This window comes from Xylella taiwanensis, from assembly GCF_013177435.1.
Lineage (GTDB): Bacteria > Pseudomonadota > Gammaproteobacteria > Xanthomonadales > Xanthomonadaceae > Xylella > Xylella taiwanensis.
Window position 1 is genome coordinate 1,413,595 of record NZ_CP053627.1, and the last position, 17,722, is coordinate 1,431,316.

A 17,722-nucleotide genomic window follows, 5' to 3' on the forward strand; every position below is an offset into this window, starting at 1 on the left:
TGATTTTGTCTCTTAGGCCTAAAAGGCAGAAAATCGATAAATACACTAGATAACACTCGTGCGTAGCCTTCAACTCATAGTCTATGTGCGTCGCGTTACTTGCTTATTTGTTAGTACTAGACAGGCTGTGGCCAAAGCTCATGCTCCGATAGCCTGCCTATGTGCATTATGTTTACGGTCGACGATATGGGTTTATCGATGATGCCCACCCCAGCGACCTCGTCTTCTATATCTTAGAACCAGCACGCTACCCCACTTAACCATGAATAGCAGAAAGAACCAGAGCATGTCGTACAATTCCGCTGCTCTGTGTTCGAATTTTTATTTATCAGATGCAATTGATCGACATTGGCGCCAATCTCACCCATGAGTCGTTTGATCACGACCGCGATGCAGTCTTACAGCGCGCCTATGACGCAGGTGTAGTGCAGATGGTAGTTACTGGAACCAGCCGCACACATTCACCGCGTGCGGTGCTACTAGCTCAGCGTCATCCTCGCGTGCTATATGCCACTGCGGGGGTGCATCCGCACTATGCGGCTGAATACACCGACGAATGCGATGCTGAGATGCGGATACTGCATACATATAAGGAAGTAGTGGCGGTCGGTGAATGCGGCCTGGACTACTTTCGAGATTTTTCTCCACGCAGGACTCAACACCGGGCGTTCGAACGGCAATTGCAGTTGGCCAGTGAGAACGGGAAACCATTGTTTCTACATCAACGTGAAGCACATAACGACTTTATGGCGATGATGCGCGGCTTTGATGGTCGCCTCGGTCCAGTAGTTGTGCATTGCTTCACTGGTGCACGTGAGGAGCTGTTCGACTACCTGGATCATGATTGGCACATCGGTATCACTGGCTGGCTGTGCGATGAGCGCCGTGGTATGCATCTGCGCGAACTGGTGCGGCATATTCCAGAAAAACGCTTGATGATTGAGACGGATGCACCTTACTTGCTACCACGCACATTGCGACCGTTGCCTAAGAACCGTCGTAATGAGCCGGCGTTTCTGACTCATATCATTACGGAACTGGCACGCAACCGTGGGGAAGACACGATTGCGTGCGCCAATCGCAGTACAGCGGTCACGCGTGAATTCTTCCGTCTTCCGGAACCCAGTTCATTTGTATGAGCCTGGGTCATATTCTGGAATGCAACATTGATACCGGTAAATTCTTTCTATTATGGTTCCGTCCGAGTTTGTCCCATCATTTTTTGTAATTAAGGCGACTCATTCATGTTGTATCTTGTGACGGGTATTCCTGGTAATGGAAAGACCTTGTATGCGGTGGATTGGTTAATCAGGCAAATTGAAATTGATAAAGCCCTTGTGGCTAAAGGGGCTGTGCCTCGTACGTATTACACGGATATTGAGGGGTTTGATGTGGAGGCGGTGCGCCGTCTTACTGGCTATGTGGTTGAGTCTGCTCCGCAGGATTGGCGTACAACGCCTCATGGCAGCGTGATTGTGTATGACGAGGCTCACCGGCTTTTTGATGGGGTTGGCCGTCCTGGTCGTTCTGATGATCCACGGGTGCGTGATCTTGATACACATCGGCATGGTGGGTATGACATCATGTTTATTACGCAGTCTCCTACGAAGCTTCATCATGAGATCCGTCGGCTTGTGGGTGAGCATGTGCATTTGAGTCGTGCGATGGGATTACAGACGGCTGGTTTATTGCGCTGGCCGCGTGCCCAAGATGACCCTTACGACGTGAAGGAACGTGATAAGGCCGAGGAGGAGATTTGGAAGTTTCCTAAGGAGCGTTATGCGTTATATCGGTCTAGTACGCTGCATACGGTCAGTCACAAGTTCAGGATTCCCAAGAAGGTATGGAGTGCTCTATCAGTGATGGTGACTGTTGCGGTGATTGGGTTTGTCTTTTGGCGTCATTATGGTCATCCTACTGAAGGTCCTACTCTGGTTACTGCGGCCCCTGGGCAGGGGAGCTTGCTCCCCGCCCCTGGGCCGGTGCAGCGTGCGTTGATCTCTGGGATGCGTGCCTATGCGTCTGTGGGGACGGAGCCTGCGCCTTCTTTGGCTGGTTGTGTCTCTTCGGAGCGTTCGTGTCGTTGTTTCAATACCGATGGTTATCAGATTGATATGAGTGCGGCGGAGTGTCGTCGTTTACTGGCCGCTCCATTGCCTTTTAATGTGTACCATCAATATGTGGTGGCTGCTTCGTCTGGGGCGGTGGCTGCTGCTGCTTCGACGCCGACGGCTTCAGGTGCATCTTCTTCTCATTAAACCGGTTATTCATCATTCATGAATCATTGAGTGATGATTTATATTTCAGAAGAATTTGATCGCAACTGTAGCAGCAGCGGCTCCTGCAGCGACTAGACTGCTGCCTACGACTACTGGGTACCATTTTGATTCTGTCATTAGTTTGCGGGTATGGGCGTTCACTTCGTGGATTTCAGCTTGTAACTTGGCTGTTTCTGCGTTCAGCTTAGCAGTTTCGGTGATGATTCTTCCGATTTGCAATTCACGTTCATTTGCCATGTCTTTGTTTTCTTCATTTTGCGTCATTGTCGTTTCCTCGTTTTTGTTCTTGTCTAGTCTAGCCTTTTACTGATTAGGGGGTGTAGGGGGCTAGCCCCCTACGTTAACGCTTGTGTTGGCGTTGCATCAGTACTTGGCTGAGTAGGATGACCGATCCTATGTCCGTGTCTGGATATGTTCTGTTACGCAAACCCGTTTTTTGGGCGTCGTCAATGAGGCGTTGATGATCGCTCGCGGCAGGGCCGCCTTGTAATGGAACCGCTCGTGCGTGCTCCATCATTTTTTGCCATTCTCGTGCCAGTGTGCATGTGAGTGATAGCCATCGCAGTTGATACGGTTCGATGTATCGTCTTTCCGGTGTCACCAGATATCCGTTTCTGAATGCGAATCCCGTCCAGTTTTCATTGAGCACTTGATCGGCGATGGGATCTTCGATGACTACAGCCATGCTAGCGATGCTGGCGTTAGCATGGCTTTAACGTTATTCAGTTTCGTTTTCAATGCAGTTAACAGTTCTGGTGTGTACTGTGTCGATCTTCTTCTCCCATTTCGCATAATGCATAATCTGTCCACTTTGTGAATAATCTATTTTTCACATGATTCGACGCCTCTGATACGTTAGGGGAGGTAACGCCTAGCCCTATTATTCCTAGTGCGGCGGCTGTGCTGAGCCGTTCTAGCATTACTTTCCACATTGCACGTTCTGTTGGTGACTCTGCTCGTTCTGCATGGATTTTGGCTATCCAGGCTGGGCCGTCTAGTTTTGCCATTGCGCACAGTTGTGCGATTCGTTCATCTGATAGCTGCCCGCGTTCGTTTCGTGCTTGCCATAGCACTTGTCTTGTTACTCCCATTCGATCAGCTAGTGCTTTGTCTGATGGCAAGCTGCATTTTTCTATTAGAAGCTGAGGCCGAGGCGTGTAATTTCTGAATCATTGGGTATTGACCATGTTGAACGGAGTATAGGAGCAGGCTAGGTGCATCATCGATACTGAACGTGGCACTCGTATGGCAGTAGATATTGCTGATGTTTTTATATGTCAAATGGATTTCTGGTTTGGTCCACCATTCGTGCTGCAGCATTTGATCAGTTGTGTCATTGAGGACTGCATTATGTCAATAGCGATTGTTCTTATGATCTTCCCGTTTTTGTATTTGAATACCTATATCTGTCACACCGAAGTATTCCGATAATGAGAGCGGATGGGATACAGCGTAAAGAGTGTCTTGTGGCATTAGCTTGTTTGTTGAAACCTTCAGCATGCATTAGTTGCGGGATAGCTTGGAACGCTTGGGTAGCTGTGCCTTCAGAAAGGCCATTTGGTCAGTCAAAATATTACGATTTGATAATATAAGGTGTTCAATCCAGCTTGGTCGGTATGGCACCGCCAGCAACGGCATAGACGCTTGCTGTGGGGTGCGGTTAGCCTTGCGCGAATTGCAGTGAAAGCAGGCGGTGACTACATTTTCCCATATATCTAAGCCGCCTTTGGAAATCGGCACAACATGGTCCCGAGTCAGCTGCAGTCTGCTGAACTGTTGACCGCAATACAGGCACAGGTGGTCATCACGGGCAAACAGCGCTTGGTTGGTCAGTGCCGGGGTTGAAACCGGCACGCACGCACGTGCGTGACCGCGTGAAGCAATGATCGGATGCAACGCAATCACGCTGCGCTCGCCGGTCAAGCGCGAAATACCACCGTGGATTGACAGGCATGGATCCCCAAGAGTCCAAGACACGGCATCGCGTACGTACAAACAAGCAGCCTCTTGCCAACTGATCCAGTCGAGTACACGGCCACAAGCGTCTAACGACAGAAAACGTATTGAAACACTACTGGGAGATGGTAAGAAAGAAAAGATGCTTGGGACAGGAACCATATCAAATTCGGTGTCAATCAGACCGCATATCCGAGCGTCTGTCTCCATCGGAGAACTAGGTTATACTCGATTAGCGACCGTTTGTGTATCTCTGCTGAGATTTTGTTTATTGGAGTTTTTAAATTTCCTTCATGTCATGGTGAGTGAGGATACGGGGAGCTCAGTTACGTTGACTAACGTCGAACGGTCTCGCTTGGCTCAGCACTGCAATGATGAACAATTGCAAAATACTTTGGTTAACTTGAAATTTCCCCGCTATCAAACGCTCTAAAACTTTAGCGAAGGACGCCAGGCAAACCCGGAGTCATGTTGAGCATATTGTGCGTGTCAATCTCAAATTCGCGTGGGGTGCTATTGCCTTCCCGCGTCGCCCAGATCTTGCCCTTCAGCCTGTAGGGTAGCGAATGGTTGCTAGCCAGGGCAGCGGCGACGGCGATCTTCCCAAGCGAGCTTGGTTGCAGCTGAAGGTTGGTGACATCAGCGCTCTCCGGACCAATCGATAAGCTGATCATCACGTCTAAAGTACCGGCTACCTGGCCGTCGGTTTCCAGTGACAACATGGCACGTTGAAAGTGCATTGGCACACTGCTGTAATTCTGCAGGCGCAGATCTATCGACCAGACGTCTTTTTTCTCTACGCTCAACTGTTGGATGTTGGCAGTTGGCTCGGAAATACGGCGTACCGGCCCACATCCTGTCAGGAGCAGCCCGAACAGCATACTTACGATCAAATTAATGGTAAAGCGCATCGTATTAATTCCTAGGTAGCAATGATGTTAATTTGATGGATTACTCGGTACGGCTTGCGGTACCCGGTGCAGGTTGCTTAGCGTTGCAGTTGCTTCCGCTAAAACATCATGCTACGACAAAGATAGGTTCATTGTACTGGGACCTGTTGAGACTAACGTCTGTCAGTGTCAAAAATTTTTACAAGATTTTAGCTTGGCGCTGGCGCCCATCCTGAACCATTTTCGATTCCAATCAGATCTTTTGGTATCAACAAACAGCTTAACGCCTGCTTCTTAGTGTCTGTTTATGGATGCAGACTGCAGCATAGTTGGTGCAAGCACAAAGCATGTGCTCCTTTTCAAAGCCACTTGGCAACTGATATTCATGGATAAATTTCAGTACGATAATAATGTGACGGTCCTGGTTACCATGAAAAATAGTAACCAATCAAAAAATATTACTCTTCAGTTTTATGAGCTTTGAAAATTTCATGGCCCAAGCCATTTTATAGAACACAATCGTGAGCTATTAACACGTACAAACCATCATGGATCAATTCTCTTTCTGAGGTGTATTACCCATCAATCATTTCATGATCGATAGGAATCGAAGATATGTTTTCTATAATCGCTATCGCTAAGGATAAAATTTGCAATAGTCACGATACAATCTGGAGTACTCATACACCTTTTGACTCTTGTTGAGTTAAAGATAACATCGCACAATTTCTATCACGTTATCGTTTAGGGCCAAATTAAATTTTTCTGACATACAATCAAGAATCCACAAGACTTTTTATGGCCGCACGAAGTACAAGTCTACGGAGTGGTACCATGTCAGTCTGTTCAAGTGCGCATCTGCTCAATGTTAAGCTTTTTACGCCGCAAGAAGCCCCCGCCCCCGAACGCCATCAGCGACAACGAGCGGACCCAACATTACGACACTGAAGAACTGGCAGCCGCCTTCCCAAAGGCTCCCACACGGGATGTTGCACCAGACCAAGAGCTAATTAAGATTACCTCACTGCTATCTTCACCTCAGCAGAACCCCCTCACGAGCAACACTTCCTGCACCCTATCCACTTCACTTACAGACATAACAGCATCCACCAGGGACGACGGATCAGTGTTGAGCATCCCACCAATTTTGGTGGATAAGCCCAGTTGGCGTGAACGCCTACGTGGCAGTCTCTTTGCGCGCAACATCAATGCTTTATTCTCCAGCAACCCCCGTTTAGATGACAATCTTCTTGATGAGATTGAAACTGCACTGATTACGGCCGATGTAGGCGTGTCTACGACCAACGCTCTGGTCGAAGGTTTGCGTAAGCGTATGAAAGCACGTGAGTTCGCTGATATTCAAACGCTGTCAGCCGCATTACGTACCGAATTGATTTCGATACTGCGTCCCGTCTCTAAACCACTGATCATCAAACGCAGTGCACTTCCGTTCGTGCTTCTCATTGTGGGTGTTAATGGTGTTGGTAAGACTACAACAATCGGCAAGCTTGCGAAGTGGTTCAAGGACGATAGTTACAGCCTTATTTTGGCTGCAGGTGATACCTTCCGTGCTGCTGCGGTCACGCAGTTACAGACATGGGGTCAGCGTAATGGCATTACCGTGATCGCACAAAAAGGCCCGAATGCCGATGCTGCTTCGGTAATCTATGATGCGCTACAAGCAGCCAAGGCACGTGGTACCGAGGTGCTCATCGCCGATACCGCAGGCCGCCTGCACACCCAGACTGGTTTGATGAACGAATTGAGCAAGATCTGCCGCGTACTCGGCAAGCTCGATAACACCGCACCACACGAGGTACTGATGGTGATTGATGGTACCACTGGGCAAAATGCGCTTTCGCAATTGCGTCAATTTCACGCCGCCGTGAACGTCACTGGTCTTGTAGTCACCAAGCTAGATGGCACTGCAAAGGGGGGCGTGGTATTCACGTTGGCACGCGAATTTGGCATTCCAATTTACTTCATCAGCATAGGTGAGCAGCTAGAAGATATGCACGTTTTCGACCCTGAGACATTCGTAGATGCGCTACTGCCAAAAACGTTAGGGAGTGCTTAAGGCTCCCCAATTCTTACCTACGCCAGCTCATACCGTTTTAAGGTAATGCCATCGGGTGCATACTCGCTTGCCTACTCCCCGGCCAGCCGACATGCTTGCTCTCTACGCCCAACGTTTGCTGACATGGTTCGATCAATATGGACGCCATAATCTGCCTTGGCAACACCCCCGCACCCCTTACCGGGTATGGCTGTCGGAAATCATGCTGCAGCAAACCCAGGTCACCGTAGTAATTCCGTACTTTCTACGTTTCGTGGAACGCTTCCCAACTCTGCCCGATTTGGCAGCAGCGGATACTGACACAGTCATGGCACACTGGGCTGGTCTAGGTTACTACGCCCGCGCGCGTCATCTACATACTACAGCCAAGCGCTGCGTTGAGCTGCACGGCGGTGACTTACCACGTGACCAAGACGCTCTGCAAACACTACCCGGTATTGGTCGCAGTACTGCCGCTGCGATCCTGTCTCAAGCATGGAACGACCGTGCTCCGATCCTGGACGGCAACATCAAGCGTGTACTGGCACGCCTGCACGGCATCGTCGGCTGGCCAGGTCAATTGATGATCGAAAAACAGCTTTGGACACTGGCCGAAGGGTACGTACTTCAGGCACCAGCCGGACGTCTGGCCGACTATACCCAAGCACAGATGGATTTTGGTGCTACCGTATGCACCCGATTGCGGCCAGCATGTTTACTATGCCCATTGCAAGACGATTGCGTGGCCTGGCGTGAGGGCTTGACTGAAACTTTACCCACGCCCAAACCCAGTAAAGTCTTACCCGAGCGTGAAGCCGTTGTGCTGCTATTGCAGAACGATGATGACGCAATCCTATTACAACGGCGGCCCTCGAATGGAATTTGGGCTGCACTTTGGACTCTGCCACAAGCCGACACCGAGGCAGAGTTACGTACTTGGTGTACAGACCATACCGATGCAGACTATGACTTGGCCAAAGCTCTGAACCCAATTGTGCATACTTTCAGCCACTACCGTCTTTATCTGAAGCCACGCTACATGCGTAAAGTTGCCTTGCATCCAGTGTTGGAAAACACAGATGGTTTGTGCTGGGTAACACCGAATAATCTGGCCAAGTTTGGGTTACCCGCCCCAATCCGCAAATTGCTCAATGACCTATGATTCTTCATTAACAGTTACTGCCACACACTCTCACATGTCCCGCATCGTCTTCTGCGAATACGAACAACGCGATACCGAAGGCTTGGACTTCGTACCTTATCCTGGTGAGCTCGGCCAAAAGATTTTCGCCTGCATTGGCAAGGTTGGCTGGGCTGCTTGGTTGGCACATCAGACCATGCTAATCAACGAAAACAGGCTATCGCCACGTAATCCCAAGCACCGGGCATTCCTCGAAGAGGAGCTCCATAAATTCTTATTTGAACGCAGTGCAGCCAAGCCCGAAGGATACATTGAACCTGACGCTTGATACCTTAAATACGAATTCCACGTATACAGTGTTTTTAATAACCAGTTTATTAATTTATGCATCACATTTTGCATTTAAATTATTTGCATCTGTTTCATCTACGGGGAGTATCAGTGTAGATCCCTCCCTGACGCACTAAATCTAAATTAGATATCTATTTCTTCCCGTTGTTGAGACCGGGGTAAGTAGTATATGGATCTGTGCAGGAAATGTTTGCGTGGTAAAGATCATATCTGCTGGTTTATGTAATATTTATATGATAGATTTTCTGTGTCATTTATTCATAGGACGCGCAAGTGATAATCTTGTTTTTATTATTCTTCATATTATTAATATTCTTGTTTCTTCTTTTTAAGAAAAAATCTTCAGGCTCTTCAAAAAAAGACTCTTTATCTTCCACATGGCCTTTTTATCCTAAGCGCGTAATGACTGATCCTGAGCAGGTTTTATATTGGCGTTTAGTCGAAGCGTTGCCAGATCGTATCGTTTTATGTCAGGTTCAATTATCCAGATTTCTCGGTGTTCGCAGAGGACATCAACGGCATTGGTTTAATCGTATTAATCAAAAGAGTGCAGATTTTGTTGTGTGTGCCAAGGATTCTTCCGTTTTAGCTGTTATTGAATTGGATGATGCGACACATGTGAGAGAATCCCGTAGGAAGGCTGATCTTGATAAAAGTAAGGCTGTTGAAAATGCCGGATTGCTGTTAGTTCGATGGAATGTGAATTCTATCCCCTCTGTTCATCAGATTCGTGATGCTTTTGAAGTAACTTAGATTGATAGTGCAGGGTGGCTATCAAAGCCCCCCCTGTGATGAGGCTGTTTTCTGGTGTTGTATCCGCAACTACCTGAATATTTGCCACTACCCTTTATTAAACTGATGCTATGAATAAGCATCCATCAAATAGGGCTGCGATTAGAGCTTACTTAGAATAGCTTGGTTAATATGACTTCTCTAAGCCACCATAAAAGGGGCTGTTAACATGATCGCAAGCCATCCGAATTGGAACCAAGCGAATGCTCGGATCTGGAACAGATGCGGCGATAACCATTGATCCTGCGGCACAGGCGTTCGATCTCATTGCAGCTAGGGTCACTCTCGATACGCGTGCACAGCGATGGCACGATGGGAATGAAATTCAAGTCAAGCGTCAGCGGGCGAGTTTAGTCGCTCGATCCATGAGCACGTGCAACGAGCGATTTGGCGGGCAGAGTTGAGCAATAGCAACTCCTGGCCTTACAGCACATCCTGTGCTTTTCCAGGTGTTAGAGAGCAAGTAAGCGCGTGCGTCCACTCACCACGAAATTTACCGATAGTTTTTGGGGGTGTACCGCGTACATCTTTAGACTGATGCTGTCCAGCGACACGCCTTGGAAATTGAAGATTGATCTGCACGACCTGCACTGACTGGAGTGGCTCAAAGGTTCGATTCAGCTTCCAGGTTTCGTCGATCGATTCGTGAATACTTGGAATACTTGCAGATGCATCGGACTGACGTTACCTCGGCAGAGTGCTTAGGAAAACTAGTGTTCATTAGGCTGCTGCGATCTTCACAAGCATAAGCTTGGACTTGAGACTGACGTCAACGGATCCTACACAATTTTCCTGGGTGCTGTTCTGCTTCACCGATTTAAATCACTGCCACATGCAGAAACTGGTGGTCTACTGTCATGAGCGTAGTCTGTCGACACAGCGCCACAAACAGGAGGCGATCGAGCGGATACGCCAGCAATCTGGTTCCAACACAGCGAAAGCCAGCCCACACTTACGGCGCCGACACACGGGCCTTCTTCGAATGAGTTATCGGACCGCACTTCCATTTCACCATGCACCTGCAGCGATTCCGTCGCGCCAACGTACGCCGCTATCTGACCGACGGTAACTAGACGACCGAATGAATCGCCGAGCACGAGCAGCGTATGTGGTTTGGAGCCTGGACAGAAGCACACCCAAGCATCGGCACAACGACGAGATACTGATTTATGCATCTACCGCAGTGCATGGAGTGGCATGCACGAATGGATGATGGATAGGATGCGTCCATGCCGATAGGTGGCCTTGGTGCTACACCATGCGTTATGAAGGAAGTTGGTGTAGTAGTCCATGTGCAACCCGAGCCAGAAACGATCTTTTCTCCCGAAGAACTTCGACAGACGTAATGCCATATCGGTGGTGCCAGTGTGATTGTTGCTGACAATCTGACCAATACACTGCGGCGGCAACGCCGATTGACTTGGTGAGGCAGTATTGGGTAATACCAATGTACCCAAGGAACTCCTTGAGCAGGATGTCTCCTAGAGCGGGGTAGGGAACCGTTTGCATAGCAGCCTCTGAGTGATAGTTCACCACTTTGAGGTTTTCAGGCCCTTCGTCCTGGATTGGTGAAGCTGGCCTTCGATTCATTTATGCAACACAGTCCATACAAAAACAGCGATCCAGTCTTTTAGACTTTCACTCAAAGCATTTACAGAATAAAGAAATAGTTATGCCATGCTTTTAAAGAAATCTGATGCATTTGAACATTGCACTACTGAAGGTAGTCTTGTGGGAAATTGTAAAAACAGCACTGTGAGAGGCCGTTGGCAGTTCTTGTGCCTTCTGGATACTCGGGCAGCTATAATCGCACTCCCATTATCAATGCACTCCTGAAGGCCATGGGTAGAGGCCCCTCGATTGAAGCCCGTAAAAATGCTTCTGATGCCAAGCGCGGCAAAATTTTCACTAAGATCATCCGCCAAATTGGTGTCGCTGCTCGTGCCGGCGGCGGCGATCCATCGAATAATCCAAGTCTGCGTGTGGCGATAGACAAGGGATTGGCGTCAAATATGTCTAAGGACGTGATAGAGCGTGCAATAAAGAAGGCTATCGGTGAGTTGGAAGATGTCCAATACGAGGAAGTGCGTTACGAGGGTTATGCTCCCGGTGGAGTTGCAGTCATTGTTGACTGTCTGACTGACAACCGTGTGCGTACTGTGGCCGATGTGCGCCATGCTTTCTCCAAATGCGGCGGCAATATGGGGACTGAAGGCTCGGTCGCGTTTATGTTCAAGCGCTTGGGCGTGCTCAGCTACGCTTGCGCTACTGCCGATGAAGAGCGTATCACCGAGGCAGCCATTGATGCTGGTGCTGAAGATGTCATGGTTTACACAGAAGACGGTGGAATTGAAGTAATGACAACCCCAGAAGCTTTCTCTCATGTCAAGGAAGGGATGGCTGCGGCGAGTTTGATACCGGACCATGCTGAGATTACTTTCCGCGCCGATAGCGACATTGTGGTGGATGGTGATACTGCGTTACAGGTACGTAAGCTCCTGGACATGTTGGAAGACTTGGATGATGTTCAGGACGTGTATTCCAACGTTGATCAGGTTGCGTTAGACAAGGTCTGAGATGAACACGTACCAACGTTAATTAACCAGGATACGCTCCATCTTATGAATTGCGCTTCCACCATTCACCACTGCATCTTATCTCTTCCAATATCTCTTATCTGATGACGCGTATCCTCGGTATTGATCCTGGATCACAACGCACTGGAATTGGTGTCATCGACGTCGATAACGACGGAAGCAGCCACCATATCTACCATGCACCACTGGTACTGCTAGGTCAGAGCAGTTTCGCCGAACGGCTTAAGCAGTTGCTGTTGGGTCTGAACGCGGTGATCGAGGAGTACAGTCCAAAGGAAGTGGCAATTGAGCAGGTGTTTATGTCTAAGAATGCCGACTCGGCACTTAAGCTTGGTCAGGCGCGTGGTGCTGCAATCAGTGCAGTAGTGCTGCACAATTTACCTGTTCATGAGTACGCGGTTAGGGAAATTAAATTAGCCGTAGTTGGGCGCGGTGGTGCCGACAAGCAGCAGATCCAGCATATGGTTGGTGTCATGCTGAATCTGCAAGGTAGGTTACAGTCTGATGCCGCAGATGCGTTAGCAGTGGCCATCACGCATGCTCATGTGCGCGCCAGTGCACAGCGCTTGGGTGTCAACACGAAGCAGGCGTGGAGCCGGAAATGATTGAACGCCAACGTCAGTGTGTGATCTTGAACTTCAGTAGAGCGGTAACCTGCGATCAGCATACGGCTTTCCGTAAAGAGCATTACGTATGATTGGTCGCCTGCGAGGAGTCTTGGCTAGCAAAACGCCACCTTGGCTTGTGGTTGATGTGTGTGGAGTTGGCTACGAACTAGAGGCACCGATGAGTACCTTTTGCGACCTTCCGGATGTCGGTTACGAAGTCATTTTGTTTACTCACTATACGCAAAAGGAAGAGACTGCCGCGTTGTATGGCTTTCTGCATGAAAGTGAGCGGCGATTGTTCCGCAACCTGCAGCGGGTCAGTGGCATCGGTGCCAAGATCGCTTTGGCGGTCCTATCCAGTGTCAGCGTGGATGCATTTGCACGATTGATTCAGGCTGGCGACATAGCCGCGCTAACAGTGATCCCTGGGATTGGCAAGAAAACCGCCGAACGCATGCTAGTGGAGTTGCGTGATCGTGCCACGGACTTCAGCAGTAGCACCTCTGGTTCAGGCCAACTCCCTCCCGATGTTGTTTCTGAAGCTGCCTTGGCCTTGCAGCAATTGGGGTATAAGCCGGCTGAGGCTGTACGTATGGCACGCGATGCCAGTACTGAGAGCGGCGATGTCGCTAGTGTGATCAAGAAAGCGTTGCAAGCCGCGTTACGCTGATCCTGGTTTATTTCCTACATTTCCACGCCCCTACGCATTATTTGACTTAATTACTTATGTCTGCTCCCTCTTATTCAGGTGATTGCGCCGCAGTGTCCCCTAAGAACCATCGCGCCATCATACTTTCAGCGATCGGTGTCGTGTTCGGTGATATAGGTACTAGTCCTCTGTACACATTAAAGGAGGTGTTCTCACCTCACTATGGCTTGACCCCAAACCATGACACGATGTTAGGTATTCTGTCGTTAATCTTTTGGGCACTGATGTTAGTGGTCACAATTAAGTATGTCACCGTCATTATGCGTGTCGATAATGATGGCGAGGGCGGCATCATGGCGTTGACTGCACTGACTCAGCGCACGATGCCGTTTAGTACCCGTTCGATCTACGTAGTGGGCATTCTCGGTATCTTTGGTACTTCGTTGTTTTTTGGCGACGGAGTCATTACTCCGGCCATTTCGGTGTTGTCGGCAGTCGAAGGTTTGGAGGTGGCAGCGCCTCAAATGAAAGCGTTCGTAGTGCCGATTACTCTGGCAGTGTTGATCTTACTCTTCTTATGTCAGCGCTTTGGTACTGAACGGGTCGGTAAAACATTTGGGCCGATTACTTTGATTTGGTTCATTGCGCTTGGTGTGATCGGTGTATACAACATCGTGCAGGCACCAGAGGTACTACAGGCGCTCAATCCCTGGTGGGCCCTGCGTTTCTTTTTAGAGCACAACTGGCATGCCATGTTCGTGCTTGGCGCTGTTGTTCTCGCAGTGACTGGAGGGGAGGCACTTTATGCGGATATGGGCCATTTTGGCGCTAAAGCAATTCGCCACGCTTGGATCTTTTTTGTGCTACCGATGCTGACTCTTAATTACATGGGGCAGGGTGCATTAGTGCTGAGCAACCCTGCGGTCATCAGTAATCCTTTTTACCAGTCGGTGCCAGACTGGGGTTTGTATCCAATGATTGCGCTCGCTACTGCCGCTACCGTCATTGCTTCGCAAGCGTTGATCACAGGAGCCTATTCGCTTTCCAGCCAAGCGATGCAACTTGGCTATATACCGCGCATGCATGTTCGCCATACTTCCCAGTCCACGATTGGGCAAGTGTACGTGCCGGTGGTGAATTGGACTCTGCTGACAATGGTGATCTTAACAGTGATCGGTTTTGGCGACTCCACGTCAATGGCGAGTGCCTACGGCGTTTCAGTGACCGGCACAATGTTGATTACTACAATCTTAATGATCATCTATGCCCGAGCTAATCCTCGCGTGCCGCGTGTGATGCTCTGGATGATGGCAATTCTGTTTATCGCAGTAGATAGTGCGTTCTTCTATGCCAACATCATTAAGTTCATGGACGGTGCCTGGTTTCCGCTATTACTTGGCGTGGTGATATTCACCTTTATGCGTACTTGGCGTCGTGGCCGCAAGTTGCTATACGAGGAGATACGCAAAGACGGTATTAACTTAGACAACTTTCTGCCCGGATTGATGCTGGCCCCGCCGGTAAGGGTACCGGGCACCGCGGTATTCCTAACTGCCGATTCAACAGTAGTACCGCACGCATTGATGCACAATCTTAAGCACAACAAGGTGTTGCATGAGCGCAACGTGTTTTTGACCGTGAAAACGTTAAAAATACCCTATGCGACTAGCAGCGAACGGTTCAAGATCGATCCGATCAGCAACGGGTTTTATCGAGTCCATGTCCGCTTCGGATTTATGGAAACACCGGATGTGCCAATGGCGCTGATGTGTTCACGGGATAGTGCGGGAATTGACTTTGATCCGATGGACACGACGTTTTTCGTCAGCCGTGAAACCGTCATTCCTAGTGCTAATCGAGGCATGCCAATCTGGCGCGACAAGTTATTCGTATTGATGCACCGTAATGCAGCCCCAGCCAATGCATTCTTCAGAATCCCAGGGAATCGCTTGGTCGAACTTGGTGCACAAGTGGAAATCTGAGTGTGGCGCTCAGCTACGGTTCGCCACGTGGCACATGTATCTCAAGAGTTACTATTTGTTGTCTAGTGTTTCCGATTACCTATTCTCTTAACTTTGCTGCCTCTCTTCATGGATCGCATTATCGACACCGGAGTTACCCGCGAGGATGAAGCGGTCGACGCCAGTATCCGTCCCAAGCGTTTGGCTGACTACCTTGGTCAACAACCGGTGCGTGAGCAGCTGGATATCTATATCCAGGCCACCAAGGCCCGTGCTGAGGCACTGGATCATGTACTCATTTTCGGCCCACCTGGGTTGGGCAAAACCACGTTGAGCCATGTCATCGCCAATGAACTCGGGGTCAAACTGCGCGTGACTTCTGGGCCGGTTATTGAGAAGGCTGGAGATCTGGCCGCACTGCTTACCAATCTACAGCCTTACGATGTGCTGTTCATTGATGAGATTCATCGGCTATCCCCAGTCGTTGAGGAAGTGCTATATCCAGCAATGGAGGACTTCCAGATCGATATTATGATTGGCGAAGGTCCGGCTGCGCGGTCAATAAAGATCGACCTGCCGCCATTCACTCTGATCGGCGCTACCACTCGCACAGGGCTGCTAACTGCACCGCTGCGCGACCGCTTTGGTATTGTCCAGCGTCTGGAGTTCTATAGTCCCGAGGATCTGGCTAGGATTGTGCGGCGTTCAGCAGGCATCCTCAGTATCGACTGTACTACGGAAGGATCGGCTGAAATTGCGCGACGTGCACGCGGTACGCCTCGCATTGCTAACCGTTTATTGCGGAGGGTACGCGACTATGCCGAGGTTAAGGCGATGGGTCGAATTACAATGGAGGTGGCGCAGGCGGCGATGCAGATGCTCAAGGTCGATGCAGCGGGCTTTGATGAATTGGACCGACGCTTGCTTCACACCATCGTTGAGTATTTCGACGGTGGTCCTGTGGGGATCGAATCGCTCGCTGCTTCGTTGTCAGAGGAGCGTGGTACCCTTGAAGATGTCATTGAACCCTACCTAATTCAGCAAGGTTTCTTGGTGCGTACTGCGCGTGGACGTATGGCCACGGATAGAGCCTACCAGCATCTCGGTCTCCTGCCTCGCGAGCGAGTGTCGGCTCTTAATGATCCAGGAGACTTGTTTTGAAGTACTACCTTGCCAACAAATCTCCTATCAACACCACTGTTACTCCGGAGTTCAGTTGGCTGACACGCGTTTATTGGGAAGATACAGATGCTGGCGGCGTCGTCTACCATGCTCGCTACGTGGCTTTCATTGAACGAGCGCGGACTGAATGGATGCGAGCGATAGGATACGGACAAGAGCGTTTGCGCCAGGAGTACGATTTGGTGTTCGCGGTGCGTGCCATGCGTCTGGATTTTCTCCGCCCCGCACATCTTGATGATGCACTGGAAGTGTCTGTGGTGTTGGTCCGCTGTAAGCATGCTAGCTTGTTGTTTGCACAGTCGATTAAGTGCGACGGGAAGGTATTACTGGATGCGGAGGTTCAGCTTGCAGCGTTGTCGGCAGCACGTTTCCGTCCTTGCGCGATCAACAGTGTGCTATACGACCGATTCAAGTCTTTAGAAATCTCAGAATCTGAATTATCGAGGAACAACGGATGATGACATGGCTCCTGGCCTTACAGGATACGGTGGAAGCGTTGCCGCAAGACATCACCGGCGTAGCAACGCAAGCACTCGTTCGAACTGCTCATGGCGGGATCAATTATATGGATCTGATGCTAAAAGCCAGTATCCCCGTCAAAATTATTGTGCTGTTGTTGTTGCTTGGCTCATTTACTAGCTGGGTGATTATTTTTCGCAAGGCGCGAGTATTCAAGCAAGCCAATCGTGAAGCCGATCAGTTTGAAAATCGCTTCTGGTCTGGGACTGATCTCAGCAAACTGTATGCCTCCACGAGCAGTCGCAAACATATGGTCAGTGGTCTAGAAGCCATATTTGAGGGCGGCTTCCGCGAATTTACTCGCTTACGGGAGCGTCGTCGGCTTGATCCGCGTACTCAACTTGAAGGGGCTCAGCGTGTTATGCGTACTAACTTCATGCGTGAGGTGGATCAGCTCGAACGGAATTTGGAGCTACTGGCAAACATTGGCTCAACGGCACCTTACGTTGGCTTGGTCGGCACTGTGTTCGGCATCATAGTCACCATGCATGACATGATCAGTAGTGGCAATCAAGCTGGTATTGCTGCGGTCGCCCCTGGCATTTCAGAAGCGTTGTTTGCTACCGCGATTGGTTTGTTTGTTGCTATTCCGGCAGTGTGGGCTTACAACCGTTTCACTACCCGTGTCGAACGTCTTTCTGTAAGGTACGAAACTTTTGCAGAGGAGTTCAGCGCTATCCTGCAACGGCAGGCTAGTGTCGACGAATAACCGTATTCCATACGACGCAGGAGCCTGAAAGA

At 49.7% G+C, this 17,722-nt stretch carries 18 protein-coding genes; 13 read left to right on the top strand and 5 right to left on the bottom strand.

Annotation, left to right across the window (positions count from 1 at the left end):
- Positions 1–332 precede the first annotated feature (332 nt).
- Together PLS229_RS06090 and PLS229_RS06095 are read left to right on the top strand one after the other, a co-directional pair.
- On the top strand, positions 333–1,139 hold the full coding sequence (locus tag PLS229_RS06090; protein WP_038271356.1) for a TatD family hydrolase: 807 nt from the start codon (positions 333–335) through the stop codon (positions 1,137–1,139).
- Positions 1,140–1,244: 105 nt separating this feature from the next.
- Positions 1,245–2,258, top strand: a complete 1,014-nt coding sequence (locus tag PLS229_RS06095) for a zonular occludens toxin domain-containing protein (RefSeq protein WP_038271357.1) — start codon at positions 1,245–1,247, stop codon at positions 2,256–2,258.
- Positions 2,259–2,303: 45 nt separating this feature from the next.
- On the opposite strand, the gene PLS229_RS06100 is transcribed toward PLS229_RS06095, so the two are convergent.
- From PLS229_RS06100 to PLS229_RS06120, 5 genes are all read right to left on the bottom strand, one after another.
- Positions 2,304–2,543: a hypothetical protein gene (locus PLS229_RS06100; RefSeq protein ID WP_038271358.1), complete on the bottom strand. Its 240-nt coding sequence runs from the start codon at positions 2,541–2,543 to the stop codon at positions 2,304–2,306.
- Positions 2,544–2,619: 76 nt separating this feature from the next.
- Positions 2,620–2,964, bottom strand: coding sequence for a DUF3653 domain-containing protein (locus PLS229_RS06105; RefSeq protein WP_038271360.1), 345 nt, complete (start codon positions 2,962–2,964; stop codon positions 2,620–2,622).
- 58 nt (positions 2,965–3,022) lie between these two features.
- Entirely contained in the window at positions 3,023–3,370 is a 348-nt protein-coding gene (locus PLS229_RS12555) for a DUF3693 domain-containing protein (RefSeq protein WP_114867126.1), read from the bottom strand.
- Positions 3,371–3,782: 412 nt separating this feature from the next.
- Complete coding sequence (locus tag PLS229_RS06115) at positions 3,783–4,397, bottom strand: HNH endonuclease (protein WP_081755477.1); 615 nt, start codon at positions 4,395–4,397, stop codon at positions 3,783–3,785.
- 275 nt (positions 4,398–4,672) lie between these two features.
- On the bottom strand, positions 4,673–5,146 hold the full coding sequence (locus PLS229_RS06120; protein ID WP_038272510.1) for an LEA/WHy family protein: 474 nt from the start codon (positions 5,144–5,146) through the stop codon (positions 4,673–4,675).
- 844 nt (positions 5,147–5,990) lie between these two features.
- Here PLS229_RS06120 and ftsY point away from each other — a divergent pair.
- From ftsY to tolQ, 11 genes are all read left to right on the top strand, one after another.
- Entirely contained in the window at positions 5,991–7,202 is a 1,212-nt protein-coding gene (gene ftsY, locus PLS229_RS06125) for a signal recognition particle-docking protein FtsY (RefSeq protein ID WP_038272508.1), read from the top strand.
- 67 nt (positions 7,203–7,269) lie between these two features.
- Positions 7,270–8,343 (top strand): A/G-specific adenine glycosylase, encoded by a 1,074-nt coding sequence (gene mutY / locus PLS229_RS06130; RefSeq protein WP_425511058.1) that lies wholly within the window; start codon positions 7,270–7,272, stop codon positions 8,341–8,343.
- Between the two features lie 34 nt (positions 8,344–8,377).
- A complete protein-coding gene (locus PLS229_RS06135; protein ID WP_038272505.1) occupies positions 8,378–8,650 on the top strand; it encodes an oxidative damage protection protein in 273 nt (90 codons plus the stop codon).
- 296 nt (positions 8,651–8,946) lie between these two features.
- A complete protein-coding gene (locus PLS229_RS06140; RefSeq protein WP_081755474.1) occupies positions 8,947–9,426 on the top strand; it encodes a DUF2726 domain-containing protein in 480 nt (159 codons plus the stop codon).
- A 1,880-nt stretch (positions 9,427–11,306) separates the two neighbouring features.
- The gene (locus PLS229_RS06145; protein ID WP_038272500.1) at positions 11,307–12,041 is read left to right on the top strand and encodes a YebC/PmpR family DNA-binding transcriptional regulator; all 735 of its coding nucleotides are present in this window, start codon (positions 11,307–11,309) and stop codon (positions 12,039–12,041) included.
- 104 nt (positions 12,042–12,145) lie between these two features.
- Positions 12,146–12,667, top strand: coding sequence for a crossover junction endodeoxyribonuclease RuvC (gene ruvC, locus PLS229_RS06150; RefSeq protein WP_038272498.1), 522 nt, complete (start codon positions 12,146–12,148; stop codon positions 12,665–12,667).
- Positions 12,668–12,755: 88 nt separating this feature from the next.
- Positions 12,756–13,340, top strand: coding sequence for a Holliday junction branch migration protein RuvA (gene ruvA, locus PLS229_RS06155; protein ID WP_038272496.1), 585 nt, complete (start codon positions 12,756–12,758; stop codon positions 13,338–13,340).
- A gap of 56 nt (positions 13,341–13,396) precedes the next feature.
- Entirely contained in the window at positions 13,397–15,301 is a 1,905-nt protein-coding gene (locus PLS229_RS06160) for a potassium transporter Kup (protein ID WP_038272494.1), read from the top strand.
- Positions 15,302–15,409: 108 nt separating this feature from the next.
- Positions 15,410–16,441, top strand: a complete 1,032-nt coding sequence (gene ruvB / locus PLS229_RS06165) for a Holliday junction branch migration DNA helicase RuvB (protein WP_038272492.1) — start codon at positions 15,410–15,412, stop codon at positions 16,439–16,441.
- Between the two features lie 26 nt (positions 16,442–16,467).
- The gene (gene ybgC, locus PLS229_RS06170) at positions 16,468–16,920 is read left to right on the top strand and encodes a tol-pal system-associated acyl-CoA thioesterase (RefSeq protein WP_038272516.1); all 453 of its coding nucleotides are present in this window, start codon (positions 16,468–16,470) and stop codon (positions 16,918–16,920) included.
- Positions 16,917–17,690 carry a protein TolQ gene (tolQ, locus tag PLS229_RS06175; protein WP_038272490.1) on the top strand — a complete coding sequence of 258 codons (774 nt, stop codon included), beginning with the start codon at positions 16,917–16,919 and terminating at the stop codon, positions 17,688–17,690. Before ybgC ends, tolQ begins: the two co-directional genes overlap by 4 nt.
- The last annotated feature ends 32 nt before the right edge of the window (positions 17,691–17,722 follow it).